This window comes from Pseudarthrobacter sp. RHLT1-30-1 (genome assembly GCF_059383415.1).
The window spans coordinates 1-22,632 of sequence record NZ_JBWZCG010000044.1 but is presented as its reverse complement, the minus strand read 5'-3'; the positions used below and the strand labels follow the sequence as shown (position 1 = coordinate 22,632).

At 62.6% G+C, this 22,632-nt stretch carries 22 protein-coding genes and 1 pseudogene; 17 read left to right on the top strand and 6 right to left on the bottom strand.

Annotated features, from left to right (window positions below; all coding sequences use genetic code 11):
• The first annotated feature begins 819 nt into the window (after window positions 1-819).
• The 3 genes from AC50YM_RS19825 to AC50YM_RS19815 are packed head-to-tail and all read left to right on the top strand — an operon-like array spanning window position 820 to window position 2,858.
• On the top strand, window positions 820-1,512 hold the full coding sequence (locus tag AC50YM_RS19825) for an MSMEG_4193 family putative phosphomutase (protein ID WP_494958647.1): 693 nt from the start codon (window positions 820-822) through the stop codon (window positions 1,510-1,512).
• 24 nt (window positions 1,513-1,536) lie between these two features.
• Window positions 1,537-2,091 carry a DUF3090 domain-containing protein gene (locus AC50YM_RS19820; RefSeq protein WP_494958646.1) on the top strand — a complete coding sequence of 185 codons (555 nt, stop codon included), beginning with the start codon at window positions 1,537-1,539 and terminating at the stop codon, window positions 2,089-2,091.
• Window positions 2,091-2,858, top strand: coding sequence for an SCO1664 family protein (locus tag AC50YM_RS19815; RefSeq protein ID WP_494958645.1), 768 nt, complete (start codon window positions 2,091-2,093; stop codon window positions 2,856-2,858). Before AC50YM_RS19820 ends, AC50YM_RS19815 begins: the two co-directional genes overlap by 1 nt.
• Before the next feature lie 418 nt (window positions 2,859-3,276).
• On the opposite strand, the gene AC50YM_RS19810 is transcribed toward AC50YM_RS19815, so the two are convergent.
• Window positions 3,277-3,720, bottom strand: a complete 444-nt coding sequence (locus AC50YM_RS19810) for a hypothetical protein (protein WP_494958644.1) — start codon at window positions 3,718-3,720, stop codon at window positions 3,277-3,279.
• Between the two features lie 663 nt (window positions 3,721-4,383).
• On the opposite strand from AC50YM_RS19810, the gene AC50YM_RS19805 reads away from it, so the two are divergent.
• The 12 genes from AC50YM_RS19805 to AC50YM_RS19750 all read left to right on the top strand — a co-directional run bounded on the left by AC50YM_RS19805 (window position 4,384) and on the right by AC50YM_RS19750 (window position 14,527).
• Complete coding sequence (locus AC50YM_RS19805) at window positions 4,384-4,539, top strand: hypothetical protein (protein WP_494958643.1); 156 nt, start codon at window positions 4,384-4,386, stop codon at window positions 4,537-4,539.
• Window positions 4,540-4,690: 151 nt separating this feature from the next.
• On the top strand, window positions 4,691-5,173 hold the full coding sequence (locus AC50YM_RS19800) for an SRPBCC family protein (protein ID WP_494958642.1): 483 nt from the start codon (window positions 4,691-4,693) through the stop codon (window positions 5,171-5,173).
• A gap of 418 nt (window positions 5,174-5,591) precedes the next feature.
• Window positions 5,592-7,235 (top strand): alkaline phosphatase D family protein, encoded by a 1,644-nt coding sequence (locus tag AC50YM_RS19795; RefSeq protein ID WP_494958641.1) that lies wholly within the window; start codon window positions 5,592-5,594, stop codon window positions 7,233-7,235.
• Complete coding sequence (locus tag AC50YM_RS19790) at window positions 7,232-8,524, top strand: alkaline phosphatase family protein (RefSeq protein ID WP_494958640.1); 1,293 nt, start codon at window positions 7,232-7,234, stop codon at window positions 8,522-8,524. Before AC50YM_RS19795 ends, AC50YM_RS19790 begins: the two co-directional genes overlap by 4 nt.
• A 169-nt stretch (window positions 8,525-8,693) precedes the next feature.
• Window positions 8,694-8,897, top strand: coding sequence for a cold-shock protein (locus AC50YM_RS19785; RefSeq protein ID WP_120949954.1), 204 nt, complete (start codon window positions 8,694-8,696; stop codon window positions 8,895-8,897).
• A 155-nt stretch (window positions 8,898-9,052) separates the two neighbouring features.
• Entirely contained in the window at window positions 9,053-9,694 is a 642-nt protein-coding gene (locus tag AC50YM_RS19780; protein ID WP_494958639.1) for a GntR family transcriptional regulator, read from the top strand.
• Between the two features lie 146 nt (window positions 9,695-9,840).
• Entirely contained in the window at window positions 9,841-10,704 is an 864-nt protein-coding gene (locus tag AC50YM_RS19775) for a fumarylacetoacetate hydrolase family protein (protein WP_494958649.1), read from the top strand.
• On the top strand, window positions 10,701-11,609 hold the full coding sequence (locus tag AC50YM_RS19770) for an alpha/beta fold hydrolase (RefSeq protein ID WP_494958638.1): 909 nt from the start codon (window positions 10,701-10,703) through the stop codon (window positions 11,607-11,609). Before AC50YM_RS19775 ends, AC50YM_RS19770 begins: the two co-directional genes overlap by 4 nt.
• Window positions 11,610-11,654: 45 nt before the next feature.
• A complete protein-coding gene (locus tag AC50YM_RS19765; RefSeq protein ID WP_494958637.1) occupies window positions 11,655-12,923 on the top strand; it encodes a metal-dependent hydrolase family protein in 1,269 nt (422 codons plus the stop codon).
• A gap of 165 nt (window positions 12,924-13,088) precedes the next feature.
• Window positions 13,089-13,580 (top strand): DUF1097 domain-containing protein, encoded by a 492-nt coding sequence (locus AC50YM_RS19760; protein ID WP_494958636.1) that lies wholly within the window; start codon window positions 13,089-13,091, stop codon window positions 13,578-13,580.
• A 120-nt stretch (window positions 13,581-13,700) separates the two neighbouring features.
• The gene (locus AC50YM_RS19755; RefSeq protein ID WP_494958635.1) at window positions 13,701-14,003 is read left to right on the top strand and encodes a hypothetical protein; all 303 of its coding nucleotides are present in this window, start codon (window positions 13,701-13,703) and stop codon (window positions 14,001-14,003) included.
• Between the two features lie 14 nt (window positions 14,004-14,017).
• Window positions 14,018-14,527, top strand: a complete 510-nt coding sequence (locus AC50YM_RS19750) for a flavin reductase family protein (RefSeq protein ID WP_494958634.1) — start codon at window positions 14,018-14,020, stop codon at window positions 14,525-14,527.
• 787 nt (window positions 14,528-15,314) lie between these two features.
• Here the strand turns inward: AC50YM_RS19750 and AC50YM_RS19745 are convergent.
• The 4 genes and pseudogenes from AC50YM_RS19745 to AC50YM_RS19730 form a co-directional block, all read right to left on the bottom strand.
• Window positions 15,315-16,160 carry an aldo/keto reductase gene (locus AC50YM_RS19745; protein ID WP_494958648.1) on the bottom strand — a complete coding sequence of 282 codons (846 nt, stop codon included), beginning with the start codon at window positions 16,158-16,160 and terminating at the stop codon, window positions 15,315-15,317.
• Between the two features lie 295 nt (window positions 16,161-16,455).
• Window positions 16,456-16,873, bottom strand: a pseudogene (locus AC50YM_RS19740) (IS5 family transposase); the annotation flags it as partial.
• 96 nt (window positions 16,874-16,969) lie between these two features.
• Complete coding sequence (locus AC50YM_RS19735; protein WP_494958633.1) at window positions 16,970-17,434, bottom strand: MarR family winged helix-turn-helix transcriptional regulator; 465 nt, start codon at window positions 17,432-17,434, stop codon at window positions 16,970-16,972.
• A gap of 57 nt (window positions 17,435-17,491) precedes the next feature.
• Window positions 17,492-18,016: a maltokinase N-terminal cap-like domain-containing protein gene (locus tag AC50YM_RS19730; protein ID WP_494958632.1), complete on the bottom strand. Its 525-nt coding sequence runs from the start codon at window positions 18,014-18,016 to the stop codon at window positions 17,492-17,494.
• Window positions 18,017-19,025: 1,009 nt separating this feature from the next.
• Here AC50YM_RS19730 and AC50YM_RS19725 point away from each other — a divergent pair.
• Window positions 19,026-20,387 (top strand): sensor histidine kinase, encoded by a 1,362-nt coding sequence (locus AC50YM_RS19725; RefSeq protein WP_494958631.1) that lies wholly within the window; start codon window positions 19,026-19,028, stop codon window positions 20,385-20,387.
• On the opposite strand, the gene AC50YM_RS19720 is transcribed toward AC50YM_RS19725, so the two are convergent.
• Window positions 20,384-21,055, bottom strand: coding sequence for a response regulator transcription factor (locus AC50YM_RS19720; RefSeq protein ID WP_307465964.1), 672 nt, complete (start codon window positions 21,053-21,055; stop codon window positions 20,384-20,386). The two genes, AC50YM_RS19725 and AC50YM_RS19720, sit on opposite strands and share 4 nt — an antisense overlap.
• Before the next feature lie 1,363 nt (window positions 21,056-22,418).
• Between AC50YM_RS19720 and AC50YM_RS19715 the strand changes: the two genes are divergently transcribed.
• Window positions 22,419-22,632, top strand: a 214-nt coding sequence (locus AC50YM_RS19715) for a hypothetical protein (protein WP_494958630.1), incomplete at its 3' end; no start/stop codon positions are given.

Here is a 22,632-nt window from a genome sequence, read left to right as displayed (position 1 = left end):
TCCTTTGTGAGTTCTTTGATCGGTTCTCACTGACCATCGCACGATGGCTCACTACGTCACCGGAGCAACGCGCAACTGCTGAGATCTACACCACTCCACGGGACGTAACCGGTTCCGTGCCTTGCAAACGCTGGACTCCCGCCGAAACATACGGAATTCGGCACAGTCTGGCACCGGTGTGGCGCGGTCCGAGCCCCAAAGTGTCGACACTGTCCACACCCCTAATTCTCCCCACCAAAGGCCCTAAGTCGACTGCATGACCAGTACTTGCCCGTAAAGGCACCTTTTTCGGGACAGTCCTCGCCGTAGTCCCAGGAAATAGGGTCGAGGTCGTTCGCTTCTCAGAGGGATCTGATTGAGGGCAATGTGTCCGGCCCCACTCTAAAAACAGCGAGAACCGCGACGCCGAATGCCCAGAATCCTGATGCAGCGATGACGGCGAAAATGATGGCCGCAACGGCCAGTTTGTTTAACCGGCCAGTTGGTGAGCCGGCACCATAGGCGTACTCATTTCGGTTCCCCCAACCACGTCAGCAAAAGCTACTTTAGCTGCCCCGCCCGCAGACAGAACAAACCTGTAGCGTTCGTTCGGGATCGCTGAGCGGGCCAGATTCGCTGCACCCAGGGTGTCCCGCCTAAGGTGCCGGTTCTTCCGGTTTTGCTGCCTCGGCCATGAGCTGGTCAATGCGTGCCGAGTCCGTCTGGGCGGCTTGAGCGCTTCGGCGTGCTCGAAGGGTTCCGCCAGTGCTTTATCTGCCTGCTCGACGCGAGACCCGGTACGATTCACACCGCCATCGATCGGGTGGTTAGGCTGGGTGGATGGCGACAGTTATTCTCGTGCGGCACGGCCGCACCACAGCCAATGCCACTGGACTGCTGGCCGGCCGGGCCGTCGGCGTCAGCCTGGACCAGATCGGGTGCGACCAGGCGGCTCTTACCGGAGACCGGCTCGCGGCCGTGCCCGTAGTCGGGGTGGTGTCGAGCCCTCTTGAGCGTTGTCAGCAGACCGCCCAGCTCATCCTCGATCGCCAGGCTGGCACGCCGTACGCGCCGGTCGATCTCGATCTCACCGAGTGCGATTACGGCCAGTGGCAGGGCCGCACGCTCAGTGATCTCGCGACCGAGGATTTGTGGCCGGTTGTGCAGTCGCAACCGTCCGCCGTCGTCTTTCCCGGCGGTGAATCCATGGCCGCGATGCAGGCTCGGTCGGTGGCAGCGATTCGACGCCACGATGCAGCCTTCGAAGCCGAGTACGGGCCAGGGGCCGTGTGGGTGGCGGTGAGCCACGGTGACATCATCAAGTCAATCCTCGCCGACGCGCTCGGCATGCATCTTGACCTGTTCCAGCGTATTAACGTGGGCCCCGCCTCCATATCGATCGTGAGCTACGGCGCAAGTCGGCCGAGCGTCTACGCGACCAACACCGACGCGGGTGATCTGTCGTGGCTGTCGAACGGCATCCACTCTGGCGATGCGCCGGTGGGCGGCGGTGCAGGGCAAAAGGCGCCATGAACCTCATGTGCCTAAAATACTGACATGCCTACACATGTTCATGAGTTTTCCTGGCCTGATCGGGTCGTCGTTGGCACCATTGGCCTTCCGGGGGCGCGTACGTTCTACCTGCAGGTGCGCGCAGGGACGCAGCTCGTGAGTATTGCACTCGAGAAGCAGCAGTCGGCTCTGCTCGCGGAGAAGATCGACGAAATTCTCGACCAGCTCATCGCCGTCGAGGGAAACCCCTTCAGCGTTCCCACGAGTACTCCAATTGAACTTGTCGACAATGACAAGCTCGAGGCCGTTCAGGAGCAGTTTCGAACCGGCGCCATGAGCTTAGGTTGGGACCCAACCACGGCCCAGGTCGTAATAGAGGCCTACCCCATCACCGATGTCGATGCTGAAGACAACGACGAATCGCTTGATGAGGAGGGCGCTAACGAGGCCGAAATGCTGCTGGTGCGAATGCCGGTCGGCACCGCCCGCGCATTCACCAAGCGCACACATGAGATCGTGGGCGCCGGGCGTCCAATGTGCTCGCTCTGCGGTTACCCCATAGACGCCGACGGGCACATCTGCACACTTCCCGAGGTCTGATGCCAGCGCCGGACCTAGTTACCGCCGAGCTGACGCTCACCGGCCGCATTACGACGGCTTCAAACGCTACATTTCTGGGCGGCATCGGCGACGTTGTGGTCGTCTATAAGCCGATAGCAGGCGAAAGTCCGCTGTGGGATTTTCCCCACGGCACCCTGGCTCACCGGGAGGTGGCCGCCTACATGGTCTCTCAGGTCTTCGGCTGGGACGTCGTGCCGCACACTTGGCTGCGCGATGGTCCGATGGGCGAAGGAATGGTGCAGCTCTGGCAGGAGCAAGACCCCGCCCAAAGCGCCGTGAGCCTGGTCGCGACGGACCACGTGCCGGAGACGGGCTGGAAACACGCTCTCGAGGGACGAGATGAGAACGGTCGGATGGTCGCCCTCGTTCACGAAGACTCGCCAGCGCTCAGACGCATGGCGGTGTTCGACTTGGTCGTCAACAACGCCGACCGCAAAGGCGACCACATTCTTGCCATGACGGACGGACACCGGCACGGCGTGGACCATGGGCTCACCTTTCACCGTGACCACAAGCTGCGCACGGTGCTGTGGGGGTGGCTTGGAGACGCTCTAACCGCCGAGGAACTAGAGGGCATTGATCGTGTCAGCGAAGGACTGCACGGTGGGCTGGGCCGAAGCCTGGCGGACTTGCTCAGCGCCGACGAAATCGCATCGCTCGCCGCGCGCTGCGCCCGGTTGCGCTTGGCAGGGCGGTTTCCGGCTCCGAGCGGTGAGATGTCGGCGGTGCCCTGGCCGCTGTTCTAAGGGAATTACGACTACGGGCTTCGCAGGCTGTGTCACGTTGATGGCATGGATCTTAAGGTAGCGACGAAGCCCATCGTTCCTGAGCGCGAGCTCGGCTGGCGATTTCCTGGGAGCTGACTATGTCAACCTGATTCAGGACCACTGAGACGGGCCTGATCCAAGACCACCACGCCCCCTGCACCTTTCAGTCCCTCAGGGCGTTTGATCGAGAAGCTAGTGTTGGCCCGCTACCTCCAGAAGCCAACCGAGGCCCGGAATCAGTACCTAGCCAGGGATCCCCCTCGCTGACAATTCGTATCAGTAGTCCAAGGGCACCAGACTGGCCTCCGGTTTTTTTGGCGATGGTGGGGGCGAGGCGCTAGGAGTCTGTTCGATGATGGCGCCGTTGAGGGCAGCCTGTCCACGAACGGTGTTAACCCTATTTCGAGTTGAGCGTGTAACCGAAATCTTTAAGAGTGTAGATTCTCCCATCAAGGTCAACGCGGGTGTAGCTAAGATGTGGAAGTTTCAGTCCTTTATAGCCGGACCCGAACACTAATAGGGCCTCGGCTGCAGTCTTCATCCAGTGCCGCTTTTCGGTTTCATCATCGAAGGTGAGGTTAACCAGGTCTTTAGTATTTCTGTGCGCTTTCGGGGCGCTCCCAAAAGTTAGGAATTTGAAGACGAAGAATGGCAGGCCTGTTTGAGGGTCCACGCCTTGGTCACGCACCGTGGTAAAGGGGATACTTCCTTCGAAATACACGAGTTTGAACACTTCAGTGAAGTATGGGCCGCCCGCGACTAGCCACTTCAAGTAGACGCCGGTGGCCCTATCGATGACACGGTGTTCGCGGCCGTCTTTGGTCACTTCGACTTCAAACATGTGTGAATCTCCCCCAGCTGGCGAAGTGCCAGCTATTTGAACTCCCGGCCAGAGAGCCGCAACCAGCCTCATCCTTACAGGTCAATCTGGTTCCTGTCATTATTTCAAGCTGCTCGAACCTCGCTACACCAACACTGAAGACTTGACGGTCGCCAAGGGAGTCATCAAGCAGCCCGGAAGTCCCCAGTAAGCGTGGTGTGCGGTGATCGGTCCGCACCGATCACCGCCGGATCCCACGCGGCAATCAGTTGTTCGAACCTTTACCTAGGGTTCGGTTCTAGTCCACTCGTGGGTCCTTTTCTTAGTTTCCTAGAACGGGCCCGCCGATGGTTCCTCGCAGGGCAGCGGTGGCAGCTTGGTTCGTCGTCGGGGCTGCAGTTAAGCGCTTCTGCAGGCCAAGCAATTGCCAAGGAACTCGACCCAGCCAGAAGTGACTGTGGGAGGTTTGGATGGCCCCGTAGGGCGGTCATAATTGGCTCCACGGTACCTTGAGGATGACCGCCACCAATACGGATCCTGGCGTCGTATTGCCCACATCCTTGAGGCCATGACCGAATGCGACGCCGCCGACCAGAGAACTTTTTAGCGGAATGGACCCAGAGGAAATGAGAATCGAAGTATCCGCTAAAGGAATCCTTCGCCGGGTCCATCGTGCGCACCTTTGTGCTCACACCTCAAGCCAGCATGACCCTGCTGCTCGTCAGAGACCAAGTCAACGGCCCGCTCGGCGGCATCATCCGGTCACCCTTCAGCGCCACGGAACAGAGTCTCGCCGACTTCGTGGACGCCATCAAAGGCCGTGCGGAGCTGCTCGGCTGAACCAGCTGCTGCAGGCAGCCTAACCCCCGGCGTTGCTCCGACTACTTGACTCTGCCTACCTCGAAATCCTGGTGTTAGCGCACGTCCACTCCCGGAGTCACATTCTTTGCGGGCAAACGTCGCAAACGTATTTGGTCGATAGCCTTCGTACATGAAATCGCACGAGGCGGAGACCTCGATTCTTGCTGGAGCCGGCACGGTGTGGGGCATCATCACAGACGGGGGGAACTACCCGGTCTGGGATTCCGGGATTGTCGAAATCAAGGGCACGTTGAGCCATGGCGAACGGGTAGGGGTTCGGACGCGGGCCGGCGGTAAGCGGACCTTCCATTTTCGGGTCTCCCTGGTTCCCGGTAGACGCATGAGTTTGTCGGGCGGTCTGCCGGCCGGACCGCTCAAGGTCGTGCGCACGTTCACGCTCACGGATTACACCGGGATGACCCTTCTGCGGGTTACGGATACGGCCAGCGGCCCGCTCAGGGGCGTGGCCGGGAACACTTTGCCCGGTACTGCCGTTGAGCTGACCGCGTTCCTCGACGAGGTCAAGTTCCGGGCCGAGCTGCTCAGTTTTCACTTTGAAGGAGGAGTCCTTCCCGGCCCGGCGAAGCCCAACGCTCCGGATGCCGTGACCTGATGCCCACAGCTGATCGAATGGCCCGCTGAATCGGCCCTGGACTGTCGCAGTCCAACGACAAGAAACGCGCCCGGCTCGAGGCCATCCGCCACCACATGTTTGACTACGCCGACTTAGACTGCGAACTGGTCACCGCACCGGACAGCCTGATCGTTGGCCCCGCCTCCATAGTCTTTAGGGACGGTTAAAGGCCCGGGGTCTGAGGCACCTGCTGCCGTCGCCCGGAAGCGGCTCCCGGTCAGCGGGCGACGGGGTTCCAGGCCCGGAACGCCTTGCGCTGCACGAATCGGGTCGAACGACGGCCTAGCGCTCCGAGGAACGGAATGCGAACGGCGCCACGAAGAACACTGGGCGAAGGCGCGGTTAACTCCGGGGAAAACCGCCGGTCGATCGCGGAATCATCCGGATACTGGAAGGCATGACTACCTTTACTCGTCGTCAAGTACTGCGTTCAGCAGGGGTCGCCGCCGTGGCCGGAACCATGGCCACTAGCACCCCTGCGGGCGCGTTTTCAGCCTCCCAGACCGGCCTCTTTGGCCACGGGATCGCCTCAGGAGATCCCATGCCGGGCAGCGTGCTGCTGTGGACCCGAGTCACGCCCACCCCGGATTCGCAACCCGGCAGCGGAGCCGGCCCGGACGTATCCGTCCGCTGGGAAATATCCGCCGATGCAGCGTTCACAAAAGTGGCGGCCCGCGGTACCGCCCCCACCGGGCCGGCCCGCGACTACACCGTCAAAGCCGTTGCAGCCCGGCTGCTGCCCGCCACCACTTACTGGTACCGGTTCACTCTTGGGGAGGCGACCTCGCCCATAGGCCGCACCCGGACCGCACCGGCCGCCGGGGCCACGGTGGACCGGCTGAAGTTCGGCGTCGTGTCCTGCGCAAACTGGCAGGCAGGCTACTTTTCCTCCTACCGCCATCTGGCCGCACGGGGCGATCTCGACGCCGTCCTGCACCTGGGTGACTACCTCTACGAATACGCCCCCGGTGACTACCAGGCCCGCGACGTCGTGGTCCGTCCGCACGACCCTGCCTTCGAGATGACCCGGTTGGAGCACTACCGCCGCCGCCATGCCCAGTACAAAACGGATCCCGACCTCCAGGCGCTGCACGCTGCGGCCCCGTTCATCGTGACCTGGGACGACCACGAATCGGCCAACGACGCCTGGAAGGGCGGCGCCGAAAACCACACCCCGGGCGTCGAAGGCGACTGGAGTGAGCGCTTTGCCGCCGCGCACCAGGCCTATGCAGAGTGGATGCCCGTCCGCTACGAACCGGGCGGCCAGCTTTACCGCCGCCTGGACTTCGGCTCCCTGGCCAGCCTGTCGATGCTGGACCTGCGCTCCTACCGCGACCAGCAGGCAGCAAACGGCGCGGATCCCGCGGTCAGTAGCCCCGCCCGCACCATCACGGGAGCCGCGCAGATGGACTGGCTGCTGGGCAACCTCAAGTCCACCGGCCCGCAGTGGAAGCTCGTGGGCAACCCCGTCATGATTGCCCCCGTCCGCGTTCCCTCGACCCTGAGCACCGCCGAGCTCGGCGGAGTGCAAAAACTGATGGGCGGGACAAGTATCGGCGGGGTGCCGTACAACGTGGACCAGTGGGACGGCTACGAAGCGGACCGCAACCGCGTGGTCCGCCACCTGAGGGACAACGCCGTGAAAGACACGGTATTCCTCACCGGCGACATCCACTCCGGCTGGGCCTGCGACATCCCCGCCGATCCGGCCAGCTACCCGGCCACCGGCGATTCCGTGGCCGCGGAACTCGTCTGCACCTCCGTCACCAGCGACAACCTCGATGACATCCTGAACGTTCCTCCCCGGACCGGATCCGTCGCCGTCGAGAACGCCATCAAGGCAGCCAACCCGCACGTGAAATACCTGGACTTCGACTCGCACGGCTATTCCGTCCTGGACATCACAGCCGCCGGGGTCCGGATGGACTGGTACGTCCTCGCCGAACGAACCGCCGCCAGCTCGGGAGCCGCACTGTCCACCTCATTCAACGTTGAAACCAACACCGGCAAAGTCACGCCGGCCCAGGGAGGACTCCAGTGAGCCGTTCACCGCAGCAGGACACGCCCGCCTGCAACAGACTTTCCACGCCGGGCCGCCGGCAGTTCCTGCAGCTCGCCGCCGCCGGCGGGGCCGCCGTCGTCCTTTCAGCGGCACCGGGCGCCGCCTGGGCCACCCCGGCCGCGGGACGGACCCGAAGCTACGTGCTGGTGGTGGACGGCTGCCGGCCAGATGAGATCACGCCTGCCCTGACGCCGAGGCTGGCTGCGCTGCGCGATGCAGGCACCAATTTCCCCGCGGCGCGCTCCCTGCCGGTGATGGAGACCATTCCCAACCACGTCATGATGATGACGGGGGTGCGCCCGGACCGTTCGGGCGTCCCGGCGAACGCCATTTTCGACCGGGCCGAAGGGGTGATCCGCGACCTCGACCGGTCCACGGACCTGCGCTTTCCCACCCTTCTGGAGCGGCTGCAGGAGCGCGGCCTCACCACCGGCTCGGTGCTGAGCAAGAAGTACCTCTACGGCATCTTCGGTGCCCGCGCCAGCTACCGCTGGGAACCCCAGCCGCTGCTGCCGATCACCGGGCACGCGCCAGACGCCGCCACCATGGACGCACTCCTGGCGATGGTGAGTGGGCCGGACCCGGACTTTGTGTTCACCAACCTGGGCGACATCGACCGCGTGGGCCACTCGGACCTGTCCGGCACCACGCTGCGGGCAGCGCGTGAAGCTGCCCTGGCGGACTCGGACATGCAGGTGGGCCGCTTTATCGACCACCTCAAGAACGCCGGCAAATGGGACTCCAGCGTGTTGATGGTGCTCGCGGACCATTCCATGGACTGGTCCATCCCAAACAACGTCATCTCGATCAACCTCATCCTCCAGTCCCGTCCGGGGCTGCAGTCCAACGTCACGGTTGCCCAGAACGGCGGTGCGGACCTGATCTATTGGACCGGACCCGAACGGGACCGTGCGGCCGGACTGGCCGCCGTCGAGCAGCTGGTCAGCGCGCATGAGGGGGTGCTGTCGGTCAACAGGCCGGTGGACCTCCGGCTGGGCGGCGAGGCCGGAGACCTGGTTGCCTACTGCCGTGCGGGCTGGCGCTTCGCCGACCCCTACGTGGTGTCCAACCCGATCCCAGGCAACCACGGGCACCCCGCCTCGGAGCCGATTCCGTTCTTCATCTCCGGCGGCAGCCCGCTCGTGGTCCAAGGATCGGTGTCCTCCGAAGCCGCCCGGACCGCCGACGTCGCGCCGACCATCGGCGGAATCTACGGACTAAAACCCCCTGCCGGCGGCTACGACGGAACGTCCAGGGCTCCGCTGTAACGGACGTACGGTGAGCACGCGCTCAGCACAAGCTCAAAGATGCTTTCTGTCCGCCGCTAACGGAATTTCTTGCCAGTGGCCGGACCGCCCGCATAAGCTCAGCCGTGTGAGTGGCCGGGACGGCAACCCGAGAAGCGGAACCGACCGGCGACCCGTGAAGGACATCAGCATGGCTACAGGTACTGTCAAGTGGTTTAACGCCGAAAAGGGCTTCGGATTCATCGCCCCCGACGACGGAAGCGCTGACGTGTTCGCACATTATTCGGCAATCGCCTCCAGCGGTTACAAGTCCCTGGACGAGAACCAGAAGGTCCAGTTCGACGTCACCCAGGGTCCCAAGGGGCCCCAGGCGGAGAACATCCAGCCGCTCTAAAGCTCCTGGAAGAGACCGGTCAGCCTATGCGGCGGGCCGGTCTCTCGTTGTGTTCGGGCACCTGCGAGGCGACCGCCGTCTGTTCTTCTTCCCGCTTCTTGGCCCGCAGCGCCTTTTTATCGAGTATCCATAATCCCGTGTGGAAGACTTGAGGCATGGTGGTATCAGCAGCATTTGAGAACGAGAGCCTCTCGGAAAAGGTCAAACGCACCATCGTGGACCGGGTCGTTGATGGCACTTACCCTCCCGGTACACGCTTGGTGGAGCTCCAGCTCGCCAAGGAGTTCGGCGTCAGCCAGGCACCTGTCCGCGAAGCCCTGCGGGAACTGTCTTCCACCCGGCTGGTCGAAAACATCCCTCGCCGCGGAAGCTTTGTCCGGTCTGCGTCCCAGGACGACCTTGCCGAGGTCTATTTCGTCCGCCTCGCGCTGGAGGGAACCGCCGCCGCCGCAGCCTTTCCCGCGCTGCACGCCGACCCCTCGCCGCTGCGCGAGGCCCTGGCGGGCATGCGCGAAGCAGCTGCAGCGAACGATGCCCATGGCATCGCCAAATACAGCACGGCATTTCACCGCGCCGTCGTTGCCGCCACCGGAAACCGGCTCATGCTGGAAATCTGGGACTCCCTCTACGTCGAAGCACGGACCATGGCCACCGTGGTCCGCGGCCACGTGGATCTGGCGGCTGCGGCCGAGGACCACCTCCCGATCCTGGAAGCGTTCGAGAACGGTACACCGGAGCTCTGCACCCAGCTCGTCGTCGAGCATCAGCACGAGTACTCCATCCTCCCCCAGGAATAGCGAGCCGCCTCGGCCGGTCTTCAGGACCACGGGCTGCTGAGCATAGATTCCGGAACTCCTCTTGTGGTGCCCATCACCCGACTATATAGTCTTCTATATCAATTATCGATACTCGATACTCGATTAAAGGAGATCTTTTGAAACTCGTGACTTTCCGCCACCAGGGCACCCAGCGCACCGGCGTCCTCAGCGAGGACGCCTCGACCGTGACCGCGGTTCCCGGTTCGCAGGATCTGCTTTCACTCATCGACAACTGGGACGAAGCCGCTCCGCAGATCGCCGCCGCCAGCGGGCCGGCCATCGACGTCGCTGACGTTGAACTGCTCGCCCCGATCCCGCTCCCCCGCCGCAACATCTTCTGCGTGGGACGCAACTACGTCGAGCACGCCAAGGAATTCGCGAACTCCGGGTACGACGCCACGGCCAGCGCCACCGCGCAGCCGGAATACCCGGTCGTGTTCACCAAGGCACCCTCCACCGTGATTGGCACCGGCACCGACATCGACCCCCACCCCGGCGTCACGTCAGAACTGGACTACGAAGCCGAGCTCGGGGTCATCATCGGCACGGGCGGCCGCGGCATCAGCCAGGCCGATGCACTGGAGCACGTCTGGGGCTACACGATCATCAACGACGTCACCGCCCGCGACCTGCAGAAAGACCACAAGCAGTGGTTCCTCGGCAAGAGCCTGGACACCCACGCACCGATGGGCCCCTGGGCCGTCACCCGCGACGAGGTCGGCGACGGCCCGCTGGACCTGCTCTGCACCGTCAACGGCGAAACCCGGCAGAAGGCAACCACGGCCGACCTGATCTTCGACATCCCCACCATCATAGAAACCATCAGCGCCGGCATCACCCTCCAGCCCGGCGACATCATCGCCACCGGCACTCCCGTCGGAGTGGGCATCGGCTTCACCCCGCCGCGGTTCCTGACCACCGGAGACGTCGTCGAAATCAGCATCAGCAAACTCGGCACCCTGACGAACCGGATCGGAGAAGGACGATGAGCACCGCAACCATCGCCCCCGGCCTGACAGCCGTCGGCACGAAGCAGCTCTTCGTCGAAACCACCGGCGCCGGGCCCGACGTCGTGCTGGTCCACGGCCTGGGGGGCACCACGAGCTTCTTCGAACCCCTCGTCGCCTCGCTGGCCGAACGGTTCCGGGTCACCCGCTACGATTTCAGCGGACACGGACGCTCACCCCTCGCCGGGGAACTGTCTCTGGAATCCCTGGCAGCCGAACTGGCCCTGGTCATCGAATCCCAGACAGCCTCCGGACGGGCGCACCTCGTCGGGCACTCGATGGGGACCCTCATCGTCCAGCAGCTGGCATCTACGCGCCCGGACCTGGTCCAGGAAGTCGTCCTGCTCGGCCCGGTCCGGGAACAGGCCCAGGCCGCCAAGGACGGCACCCGGGCCCGCGCCGTCCTCGTCAGGGAGCATGGCATGGCCGCCGTAGCCGACATCGTCGCCAACGCCGCCACCGCCGACCACGCAGCGATCGGGAACCCCCTGGTCCGGCCTTTCGTCCGCGAGCTGCTCCTCGGCCAGGACCCGGAAGCGTACGCCCGGGCCTGCGAGGCTCTTGCCGCCGCGACCAACCCGGACCTGACCACGATCCGGTCCAAGGTCCTGCTCCTCACCGGCAGCGAGGACAAAGTCAGCACCCCGGCCTCTAACGAGGCCATGGCAGCAGAGCTGGGCAGCGCCGAACTCCTGGTCGCACCGGGGACCGGCCACTGGACAGTACCCGAGGCGCCGGACTTCGTCACCGCCGCCGTCCTCGACTTCCTCACCAGCACGACCCTCTCGCCGGCGACTAAGAAGACCTGTGCGTGCAGCAACGCCAGCCCCGGCTGCCAGTCAAACCGTCAGCAGAGCATCACCATGCAGATCCGCAAAGCCCCCTAACAACCGCTCCACGCACCTCCACCTCAAGATAAGGACAACGAAGTCATGTCGAAAACCCTCTTCACCAACGTCAACATCCTCGACAGCACCGGCGCCCAGCCCTTCCTCGGCGAAGTGCTGATCGTCGATGAGCGCATCACCGACGTCCGCGCCGGCTCCGGGAACCTGCCCCGCGAAGGAGTCAAGGTCATCGACGGCCGCGCCCAGACTCTGATGTCGGGCCTTTGCGACGCGCACACCCACTTCACCTGGAACAACGGCTCCCTGGACGGCCTGGGCACCATGCCCGTCGAAGAGCACCTGCTCCACACCGTGCGGTCGGCCAAGACCTACATCGACTACGGCTACACCATGTGCTTCGGCGCCGCCAGCGCCAAGAAGCGCCTCGACGTCGTCGTCCGGAACGCCATCAACGCCGGCGAAATCCCCGGCCCCCGCTACCTGGCCAACGGCCAGGAAATCGCCACCACCGCCGGCGAGCTCGTTCCCGGCATCACCCAGGTCGCGGACGGCGTCGAGGAGATGCGCAAGGTCGTGCGCGAAACTATCGGCCTGGGCGTTGACCAGATCAAGCTCAGCATCTCCGGCGAGGAAATCACCGGCACTCAGGCCGCAACCGACACCTACATCACCGAGGAAGAACTCCAGGTCGCCGTGGACGAGGCCCACCGCCGCCACGTCCGCGTCTGCACCCATGCCCGCAGCCGCGACTCCGTAATCATCTCGATTAAGACCGGAGTGGACATGATCTACCACGCCTCCTACATCGACGACGAGGGCATGGACATGCTCGAAGCCGCCAAAGACCGCGTCTTCGTAGCCCCGGCCATCAACTGGCTCGTCGCCACTATTAACGACGCCGAAGCCTTTGGCTACTCCCACGAGGACGCTGAGAAGGCCGGCTATGTCCACGAACTCGAAGTCGCGATCAAAGGCATGCAGGAAATGCGCCACAGGGGGATCCGCGTCCTGCCCGGCGGGGATTACGGCTTCGCCTGGACCCCTCACGGCACATACGCACGGGACCTGGATCACTTCGTCAAGCTCTTCGGTTACACCGAGATGGAGACCATCATCGCTGCCACCGCACTCGGTGGGGAACTGTTCCAGAAGCCGAACGAGCTCGGGAAGGTTCTGCCCGGTTTCTATGCCGACCTGATTCTGGTCGACGGCAACCCACTGGAGGACATCACCATCCTGCAGGACATCAACAAGATCACCGCCGTGATGAAGAACGGCGAATTCCACCGCGAACCGGCCGAACACAGCCCGGCAACCCCGGAAACAGCCGACCTCGCATTGACCCACCTCTAGCAAGCGACGCTACGACCCCGGCCTCCGGCCGGGGTCGTACTCAAACTCATCTCCGGAACCTCCGGGCCACCCATTCGGCGACTCTTTGCCCGAGGCAGTACCTGTACGGCCCCCAGCTTTCCTTTCAAAAAGACAACGACGCCATTTTGACCTTAAGGAACACCAATGAAGCCCCTCGTCACCATCGGAATCACCGCCGGCACCCTCGCCGGACTCTGGACCCAGTTCAGCACTCCGTTCGGCCTCATCACCTGGGTCGGGTTCCTCTCCTGGGCATGTTTCTTCGCCGCCGGCGGCAAACGCGCCGGGCTGCTCAAGACCATCCCTGCAAACCTCTCCGGCGTGCTGTGGGGCGCAGCCATCGTCTGGGGAGCTGCGAACCTTTCCATCCCGGGCGCGCTCGGCATCTCCGTCGCCATCGCGGCCTTCGCGATGTGCGTGCAGGCGCGCTGGAACGTTCTGGGCTTCATCCCTGGAGCTTTCGCCGGATGCGCCGCGTACTTCGGCACCACCTTCGATGCGGCCGGAACCTGTCTGGCCCTGATCGCCGGCGCCGGCATAGGCTGGCTCTCGGAATACACAGCAGGCCTTCTTACCAACGCCGGCAAGAAGGAACAGACACCCGTCCCGCTTACAGAAACACAACCAGTCGCCTAAACGGCAAAGAGCGGCTCTAACAGGCCACCCAACATGACTCATGTGCCACCGGCCAGGTACACGCCGCCGGTGGCACATGACCCGCAGACCGTATCCCGCCCCCACGACCGAGGAACCGCCATGAGTCAAACCACAGCGCACCCCGCTGCCGGGTCCCTCCTCATCGAACACAGGACCCTGAAACCCCAAACGGCGCACTGCTTCCGGGTCGATGACTGGTTCCGCCTCCCGGCAGCAACCGTAGAAATCCGCCACCACGGCACCTACGTCAGGACCGCACGGGTCGACGCTGCAACCGCGGACTCAAGAATGCTCTGGCTTTCCCCGGAAGGAGTCGAGTCCCGCGTGCTCATCGACAAACTCGACGGATACGAAGTGTGGATCGACCCCGAACAGCTCTATTACACACGGCAGCACCGGTAGCCAAAGGAGGCACCATGACCATCGCCACCGAACAAATCAGCACCATCGATCCCGCCCACGCCCGGGACGTGATTTCCATGGTACCCACCAGCGTCACCGTCGTCGCCGGCCAGCCCGAACTCACCGGCGAACGCGCCGCCATGATCGTCGGATCATTCGTGTTCGTCTCACTTGAACCTTGCCTCATCGGCTTCTTCGTCGGCCGCGAGTCCACCAGTTGGCCGCAAATCAATAGATCCACACTCCTCGACATCAGCACACTGGCCTCCGGACAGGCCGATTTCTGCCGAAAGCTTGGCGAGAAGGAAGAGGACCGCTTTTCCGACCATTACTGGAGCCGCGGCGAATACATTGCACCCCTTGTGGCGGGTTCGGTGGCCTCCATTGAATGCCAGATCGAGAACGTCACGCCAGTCGGCGACCACGACTTCGTCCTGGCCAGGGTCCTCGGACTCAGCCCAGGCACCACGGCAGACCCCCTGGTCTTCCAAAGTCACACGTTTTCGGGACTCAACACCCGCTAGCGGCTCGAGAATCGGCTCACCGGCCCGGCCAGATGCCCGGAGTCTCCACCCTCCTTGCAGGAGCGCGTGGAGCCTGGGCGAACACTACATAAGTGCGAACGCCGATAGCCGTCAAGACAACAATTTTCGGCCGCAGGGGCCCGGGAGCGTTCACATAGCGACCTATTCCCGTTGAACTAGGCCAGCCGGGCGATACCTGCGGCCTCGGCCAGCATTGGTTGCAAACAACGCGCTCGAACGCCAGGGCATGCTGGTGACGGCCTCAGCGGACGCCCAAGAAAGTTCCACCCAACACGGACGCACGCGCCCGTCCGGCCGGCGACACGATGACCAAGAAGAAGAAGGTGTGATCCCCAGAGCCGCAGCAGGTCATGCCGTTCCAGGCATTCCCGGCCATGAACAACTAAGCAGCGCCACCGCTGCCGGAAATCAAGAGAAGGAGCCACCGGCCACAGCAACGGCCACAAAAAAGGCCCCCGAAGGGGCCCAAAAGTGAGTATTTGTGCACACTCAGAGGCCTAAAGCCCCTGAACTGGGAAAACACGTGCCCGAGGTGGGACGCGAACTGCATTCCAGCCGTTGAATATCCGCCACTCCCCCGAAAACCTCCGCAATCCGGGCCAGTCCGGAACCGGTACGACCCAATCCGACGCCCAAGGTATGCACATTGTGCGCACCCTCTTTTTTTGCCCAATTGTTACCGGGCCCTGAAACCGGCCGTGAAGGCTGGAGACGGTTCCGGCCGAGTCCGAATGGGACCGGCTCCAGCGCTGCGCGGCTGAACGAGCTAGAGCTGGCTGTGTGCGGCAACGGCGGGATCAGCGCCGGCGCGGGCCCCGGACTCCAGCGCTGATATTTCCGCTATTTCAGCCAGGGTGAGTGTGTGCGCCGCAGCGTTCAGGTTTTCGCGCATGCGCGCGCTATCGGAAGACTTGGGGATGACGATCGTGCCTTGGGCGAGATGCCAGGCCAGCACGATCTGGGCGGGAGTGCCACTGTGTCGGGCTGCCAATGATTGCACTGTGTCTGCTCCGAGGTCGCCGCCCCGCCCCAGGGGACTGTAGGCCTCCACGGCGATGCCCAGCGACCGGCTCTTGGCCGCCAGATCCCGCTGCTGAAAAGTCGGGTGAATTTCGATTTGGTTGACCGCCGGGACGACATCCGAGGCTTGGAGAAGCGCCTCCAGGTGGTTGGCGAGGAAGTTCGACACTCCGATGGCGCGGATCTCGCTGCCGGCGTAGAGCTTTTCCAGAGCCTTCCAGGCCTCCGTGAACAGACCGTGGGACGGTACAGGCCAGTGGATCAGATATAGGTCCACGTAGTCGAGACCGAGGGCCGTGCGGCTGTTCTGGAAAGCGCCGTGGGCCGTGCCCTGCTCGCCGTTGCGAAGTTTGGTGGTGATGAAAATGTCCTCGCGCGGGATTCCGGACGCGGCGATGGCGGCCCCGACGCCGGCCTCATTCCGGTACGCGGCAGCGGTGTCAATGTGCCTATAGCCGGCCTCCAGAGCATCCTCCACAATGCGCTGAGTCTCTTCCGACGGAACCTGAAATACACCGAAGCCGAGCTGGGGAATCTTCACGCCATTGTTGAGAGTCACTGTGGGGACATCGGCTTCACGAGTTTCGGGCATCGTCAATTCTTTCTCCGTGGGTGGGGTTCCTGGCTTGGGCGTCATACGAAGCGGACCTTGGGCGAGTTTATCGTCAAGCTGCTCCGAAGTGCTTTCAAACGGTCAGGCATCGCAATGGCTCGGCGATCCACAGCAGTATGCATCTGTTGCCATGACCCGGCTCGCCTGGATGCGGCCACCGACGCATATCATTCCCTTGCTCCCGTTGCTCGCGGTGGTTATGTGTGGAGTCGGTAGCCCTTCGCAGCCTGATCTTCCGGGCCCGCAACAGCGACCGGTTGGTCCTGGAGGAGCAGGGCCGGCCTTTCCCATCGCAGGCGTGGTGGATTTTCGTGCTTAGTCCGCCCCTGGAACGCCTTACTGCGTGGTCCTCAGGCTCGGTCCAGAGTTTCTTGTAATTCGGGAGATCCCCCTGTGTTGCGGGGAAGGTTGGTTCCGTGTTGGTGGGCGCGGTTGAACGTTGAATCAACCGACAACTTCCAGTCAATCTCCCCGGCGGCATCGGCCTGGGTCAGCAGCACGATGTGGATCCGAGCCCAAATTCCGTCTGCTGCGAAGCGGCGGTGCCGCTTCCACACGGTCTGCCACGGACCGAACGACTCCGGCAGGTCCCGCCAGGCGATTCCGCACCGGTACCGGTAAGCGATGCCCTCCACGACCTGGCGGTCGTTCCGGAACGGGTGCCCGCGATTGCCGTCGGAACTGGGCAACAACTGCCCAACGCCGCGCACTGATCATCGGTAAAGTGTTGAAAACCAGACACACCCAAAGTCTTCCAGCAGGACGTCAGCGTATTTGGGAGACACGCCCTAGTCGAATTCGGGCTGAAGCGTGGCCATGATCTTCCGGCTCACCGAAGCCAGGGCATCCTGTTCGTCGCGGGTGAGCCGGTCGAAGAAGTGGGTGCGGACGAACTCAAGATGACCCGGCGCCGCGTGCTCTATGGCTTTCCGGCCGTCCAGGGTAATCTCCACGTCCAGGCCGCGGGCATCGGAGGGACAGTTCTTGCGCGCCAGCAGGCCCCTCGCTTCCATCCGCTTGAGCAGGTGGGACAGGCGGCCGCGGTCCCATCCTAGGGACTTGCCCAGATCGCGGGCACGAACTACGCCGTCCGCCTGCTCGGAGAGTCGAACCAGCACCGAATATTCGGCCCCGGAAAGCTGCGACTCCCGCACCAACTGACGGTCCATGGAGGCCACCAGTTGCCGCATCGCTTCAAGGAATCCGCGCCAGACCCCGGTCTCGCGCTCATCCAGCCAGTGCATGTTCTCCATCACAAGTACTCCCCGTTAGTTGATAGTAGAACTTCGGGCGGCGCAATCAATGGCCGTTCAGGTCCGGATCAACGATGCAAGTTGCACTGGCGTAGTCTGTTGGTCCCAAGTGGCTGTAAGGGTCCTCAGCCCTGGGGGACTTCCGACGAGGTTGAGTGCCCGACGGACTGACATCTCCAGGTTTTCTGCATGGATGGCTGTAAATTCGCCTGTGGTGTCGGGAACTGCGGAGCCGATGACGGGAACTCTGGCGTTGGGGGTTCCGGTGCTCTGCGGATGGACGGACTCGGGAATTAATTCCATCGTCCCATCGACCTCGAAGTACTGGTCGGCCTGGGGCTGGCCGGTCAAGATGCTGGCCGCCAAGGCGGATGCATAGACGGGATCAACGGCAGCGTCGTAGATCCATCTCGTTCCGAGAAAAGAGTGCTCCATCAGGCCGACAAGGCACGGGTCACCGCTTGGAAGAGGCGAACCCCTGTACGTCAGCGGAACCTGAAAAACTGCGCCCTCGTTTGCAACGAGACCCTTGGATTTCGGTTTTCCCCACACTTCTCCGCCGGGCGTCTGTCTCAGTTTCACCGCTCCAGTGGTGACGAGTATTCATCGCTCTCTCCCAGTGCCAGTAGGGACGCGATTGCTTTTGATGTGGGGTCATTGTGGGAGTTCAGACGCCAGGAAACCCTTGCCACGGAATCAGTAGGCGCAGCAGCAGTTCCACGTCGGGAGGCACTCATCATGGCTGCACTTACTTCCTTCCTATATCGCTCCCACAAAATTTCACTATGAAGCGGACAGGCAAGTTCCATCGGTCTAGCCGCTAGCCGGTCAAAGGTAATTGGTCCAAACGGGTCGTGATGAGGCGATAACTTCACGCCTGTCTCACCGCAGCCAGCAACGGGACACTGATTCGAAGTATTCATTTCCATAGTTCCTCTCTTGCAGGTACTTCGTGTATTGTCAGCGATGGTCGAAAGTGAGCCATTTTGCGGGCTGAAAAGAGCACTTTAGCGCTGGTTATTCCGCCGTAATTTCCAGTCTTTTCGAGGCCAGCGCCGTCATTACGCAAAACTAGCCACGATCGCGGCAAAACCCCACTTTGTGCTCATGATTTCTCCCAATCCCACGAGGACCTACACGCCCTGGTTCCTTCTATTCGCAGCTTGATACGCAAAAAATGTGAATTCCAATGGAAACAACCCTGCATTCACCCAATTCGTCCGAAGCGCCCGGACGGAGAACAAGCGATCAGGAAACTAGTTGACGACAGAGGCGGGGGTAACCCGCCGTACACCACATTCATCAACATTCGGTCTGCCCAATTGCCTGAACATTTCATCGTCCGGCGCTCTCTCGTGTCGCGTTTGGTCATTCCACATCCAGTTCCCTTCCATAATGCGGCCGGGCTCCTGAGAGGAACCTGAGACCGGCATAGGCTCTCATTGCATCGGGACGGTTAAGGCTGAATCCTTGGACTATGGTTCAACCGAATCCGTCGCCGGCCGCTGCGCTTCCGGGGAGGGGACTGAAGCAACCACGGCGAAGGCGTGGCGTGCGGCGTGGACTCCGCTGGCAGTCCACTGTCGCGGCCATGGCCGTCGTCGCCGTCGCCATGCTGACCGGAGGGCTACTGCTGCTCCAGACACTGGAGTCGGCGCTCGTCTCCAGTACTGACAGCCTGCTACGGTCCAAGGTCCAGGACGTAGCGGTCCTGATTCAGGAGGACCATGCCGAAGAAGCCAACCGGGCGGTCGCCGGCACCGTAAATAAAGACCCCTTGGTGCAAATCCTCAATAAGAGGGGAACTGTTATCGCGGCGTCCGAGCCCAGGCTATTGGAGGCTCCGCTGAGTTCTCTCAGACCGGCTGCGGAGCAGATCGCGACCGAAAACGTATCGGCGCCAGGACTCCTAGGGGACGCCGACGAGCGCTACCTTGTGGTGTTGGGCGTCGAAGACGAAGGCAGCAAGTACTGGGTTCTGGCTGGCCGGACCATTCAGCCCCAATCAGAAACGGTCCGGATTGTCACCGGATTCTTACTGATTGCCATGCCGTTACTGCTGGCCGTGGTGGGCCTGTCCGTGCATTTCCTCGTCGGGCGTTCACTGCGCCAAGTGGACACGATCCGTACACAAGTCAGCCACATAGACGCTGGAAGGTTAAGCGAGCGGGTCGACGTCCCCCGGACGGGCGACGAGCTGCAGGCCTTGGCCGCTACAATGAACTCCATGCTGGACCGGATCGAAACAGCCGATCAAAGGCAACGCCAGTTCGTCTCCAATGCCAGCCACGAACTGCGGAGCCCGCTCACGACAATCCGCACAGGCTTGGACATTTCCATCGCTGACGCCTCCGGAAAGACATGGCGGGGCATGCAGCCGATCCTTGCCGAAGAGACGCAACGGTTGCAGGACCTCGTGGAAGACCTCCTAACCTTGTCCAAGGCCGACGACAAAGGACTGGCCGTCCGCCGTGAGGATGTCGACCTCGACGATGTTCTGGCCACTGAATTGCGCAGGGTGAACGCCACAAGCAAGCACCGCATCGTCGCTGACCTGGTTCCGGCCAGGATTGCGGGAGATCCGGCCCGGCTGAGTCAGGCCTTTCGGAATGTGCTCGACAACGCCGACCGCCATGCCGCAGGGACCATCGCCGTGAAGCTGTCGGTCATGGTTCAGACAGTGGTTGTGACCATCGATGACGATGGAACTCCCGTACCGGTGGCCGACAGGGAAAGGATCTTCGGGCGATTCGTCCGCCTTGATGATAGCCGGTCACGCCACCGGGGCGGAAGCGGCCTCGGTCTGGCGATCGCCCGTGGCATCGTGGAGGCCCACGATGGTCGCGTTATTGCAACCGAGACGACACAGGGCTGGTGTCGCTTCGAGGTCAGTTTCCCGCCAATGGTCCGGCCGGCCGCCGCGCCCCATGCCGATCTGCCCATCGGGCTCTAATCGGCGCTGAGTCTGTACCCCATGCCCCGTACAGTCCTGAGCGAGTTACAACCGAATGGCTCATCAATTTTCCTCCGCAAGTACCCGATATACACCTCAACGACATTGTCCCCGCCCCGGAACTCCGGGTCCCAGACGTTGTCGAGGATCTGAGCCTTCGACAAAACCTCGTCCGGCTTGCGCATCAGATAAACCAGCAGACCGAACTCCCGGGCCGTCAGGGAGATTTCCTGCCCGTTCCGCGTCACCTGCCGCGTTGTCGGGTCCAGCCTCAGCGAACCCACTGCCAAAGTCACCGGCCGTTCCGGAGCCCCTCTGCGAATGAGTGCCCGCAGCCGCGCGACCAGCACCAGGAAGCTGAATGGCTTGGTCAGGTAGTCATCCGCCCCCAAATCGAACGCGTCGGTTTGGTCGTATTCACCGTCCTTGGCCGTCAGCATGATCACCGGCACCCAGTTCAGCCGCTCCCGCAGCTGCTTCAGAACCGCGTATCCATGCATGCCCGGAAGCATCACATCCAGTACGACGACGTCATAGAGATTCTCCGTGGCGGCCCACAGACCATCAACACCGTCATGGGAAACGTCCACGACGAAGCCGGCGGCCGTCAGCCCCTGCCGGATCGTCTCAGCCAGCAGGACCTCGTCTTCCACAAGCAGAACCCGCACAGTTGACATCCTCTCGCCTGCACTGCGACAAGCATCAGTGTGCTGTTGAACGAACGACGACTCCAGAAGGTTGCCGGACGAAGCCTCCCGAAGAGATCACACTCCTTGTATCGCCGCGGGTCAAGGCCCGACCGGCCGAACCGTCCCGTAAGGGGCACCCCGTATATAGCCCGTCAGACCCGTAAGCCGGTACCCCACCGGCGAAAGCGCCACCCAAAAATTCCAGATCACGATCTCCGCGTTTCCGCGGTCGGTCGATTCCCGTAAGACCCGCCCGCAAAATGCCCGGTGACGGGGGGCGGTTTCTGGGGCTAAACGGTACATTCCACACGACGACCGGAATCCTCATCTGCTACGCCCTCGTATCCTCGAACGACCGATCGCACCGGCGATCGGTAAGGATCCGGTCTGGGTCGTCGCTGCGCTGATCGCTCAGCGCGCGTTGGCGGGGAGGCCGAGATGGTCGGGACCGGATTGCGGACAACGTGGCCAGCTCCCACCGCCAAACAGCGAGGACAGCGATGCCGGATACACAGAAGCCGGATGCGGCGGTGACGGGAAATTGATGGGTGCGTCGGCGGATCAACAGGTGGGAAGACCGTGGCAGCAAAGCCCACCGGTTCCTGCACCTCGCCCTCGAGGCCGGCCCGCCTACTCACTCGCCAGGCTCAGCGAGCTCATGATCAGCTCCGGACCGGTTGTCATGTCATGCCGCTCCCTTCGCATTCCTGCATGAACAGGTATCAGAGCGGAAATTCCGGACCGGCCCCAACCCTCGGTCGATCAAAAGAATAATCAGCCAGTCATGTTGTACGCGGCCCCAGGCACCATGAAGTGGTGAACGCGAAAACCCAAAGGAAGGACGAACGAGGAGGACGAACACCCAAAAGAGGCCCCACAGGGCAGTCCGCGGGCCGCCGTAGCCGGCCGCTCCCCCATACAACGGAATAGGTCTATCCGGGACCCCACACACCCGGAACATCAGATCAGAGGCTGGAGAGTGTGGACACTGTCCACACGAAGAAACACCAAAAAGCCCCTGAACAGGGAAAACACGTGCCCGAGGTGGGACTCGAACCGGGTTCCAGCCCTTGCAAACAATGGTCTCCCGCCCAAACATGTTGCTGGAATACAACATACGAGTCTGCCGCGTTGATGGCTTCCTGGGTGGTCGTAAGGCAAAGTCCGCGAGTGTTGGCCGCCCCCGCACAACCAGCAACGAACCATTTGATCCTTATCGCGCCACGAAGTCGGGGAACCGGTCCGTGTGATCCGTCGGCGTAGGGAAAGTGTTAAGAAGCCGCAGGATCAGGCATTTCCGGCTCGCCCTTGGAATAGGTTGAATTGCCGAGGTGTCGGCCAGTTGAATACGCTGCGCCCGCCGAGCTATGAGGAGACGCAGATGAGTGGTACCGGCCATCAAACCATCCCCGCCGAGGTACGACGGCCACGGCCGGAGACCGACACCGGAAATGGTCTGGTCCGATGGTTGCTGAAGCACCGTGTCCAGCCGGTGATCGGCCCGGAGAGCCCGGAAGACCACGCCAGGCCGCAGGCCTGGTGGAAGGTCATGTGCC

Coding starts and splice junctions, on each gene's coding strand:
- AC50YM_RS19825 (WP_494958647.1), top strand. CDS start 820: ATGGCGACAGTTATTCTCGTGCGGCACGGCCGCACCACAGCCAATGCC.
- AC50YM_RS19765 (WP_494958637.1), top strand. CDS start 11,655: ATGTCGAAAACCCTCTTCACCAACGTCAACATCCTCGACAGCACCGGC.
- AC50YM_RS19760 (WP_494958636.1), top strand. CDS start 13,089: ATGAAGCCCCTCGTCACCATCGGAATCACCGCCGGCACCCTCGCCGGA.
- AC50YM_RS19800 (WP_494958642.1), top strand. CDS start 4,691: ATGAAATCGCACGAGGCGGAGACCTCGATTCTTGCTGGAGCCGGCACG.
- AC50YM_RS19770 (WP_494958638.1), top strand. CDS start 10,701: ATGAGCACCGCAACCATCGCCCCCGGCCTGACAGCCGTCGGCACGAAG.
- AC50YM_RS19745 (WP_494958648.1), bottom strand. CDS start 16,160: ATGCCCGAAACTCGTGAAGCCGATGTCCCCACAGTGACTCTCAACAAT.
- AC50YM_RS19815 (WP_494958645.1), top strand. CDS start 2,091: ATGCCAGCGCCGGACCTAGTTACCGCCGAGCTGACGCTCACCGGCCGC.
- AC50YM_RS19810 (WP_494958644.1), bottom strand. CDS start 3,720: ATGTTTGAAGTCGAAGTGACCAAAGACGGCCGCGAACACCGTGTCATC.
- AC50YM_RS19820 (WP_494958646.1), top strand. CDS start 1,537: ATGCCTACACATGTTCATGAGTTTTCCTGGCCTGATCGGGTCGTCGTT.
- AC50YM_RS19780 (WP_494958639.1), top strand. CDS start 9,053: ATGGTGGTATCAGCAGCATTTGAGAACGAGAGCCTCTCGGAAAAGGTC.
- AC50YM_RS19785 (WP_120949954.1), top strand. CDS start 8,694: ATGGCTACAGGTACTGTCAAGTGGTTTAACGCCGAAAAGGGCTTCGGA.
- AC50YM_RS19735 (WP_494958633.1), bottom strand. CDS start 17,434: ATGGAGAACATGCACTGGCTGGATGAGCGCGAGACCGGGGTCTGGCGC.
- AC50YM_RS19755 (WP_494958635.1), top strand. CDS start 13,701: ATGAGTCAAACCACAGCGCACCCCGCTGCCGGGTCCCTCCTCATCGAA.
- AC50YM_RS19725 (WP_494958631.1), top strand. CDS start 19,026: ATGGCCGTCGTCGCCGTCGCCATGCTGACCGGAGGGCTACTGCTGCTC.
- AC50YM_RS19795 (WP_494958641.1), top strand. CDS start 5,592: ATGACTACCTTTACTCGTCGTCAAGTACTGCGTTCAGCAGGGGTCGCC.
- AC50YM_RS19750 (WP_494958634.1), top strand. CDS start 14,018: ATGACCATCGCCACCGAACAAATCAGCACCATCGATCCCGCCCACGCC.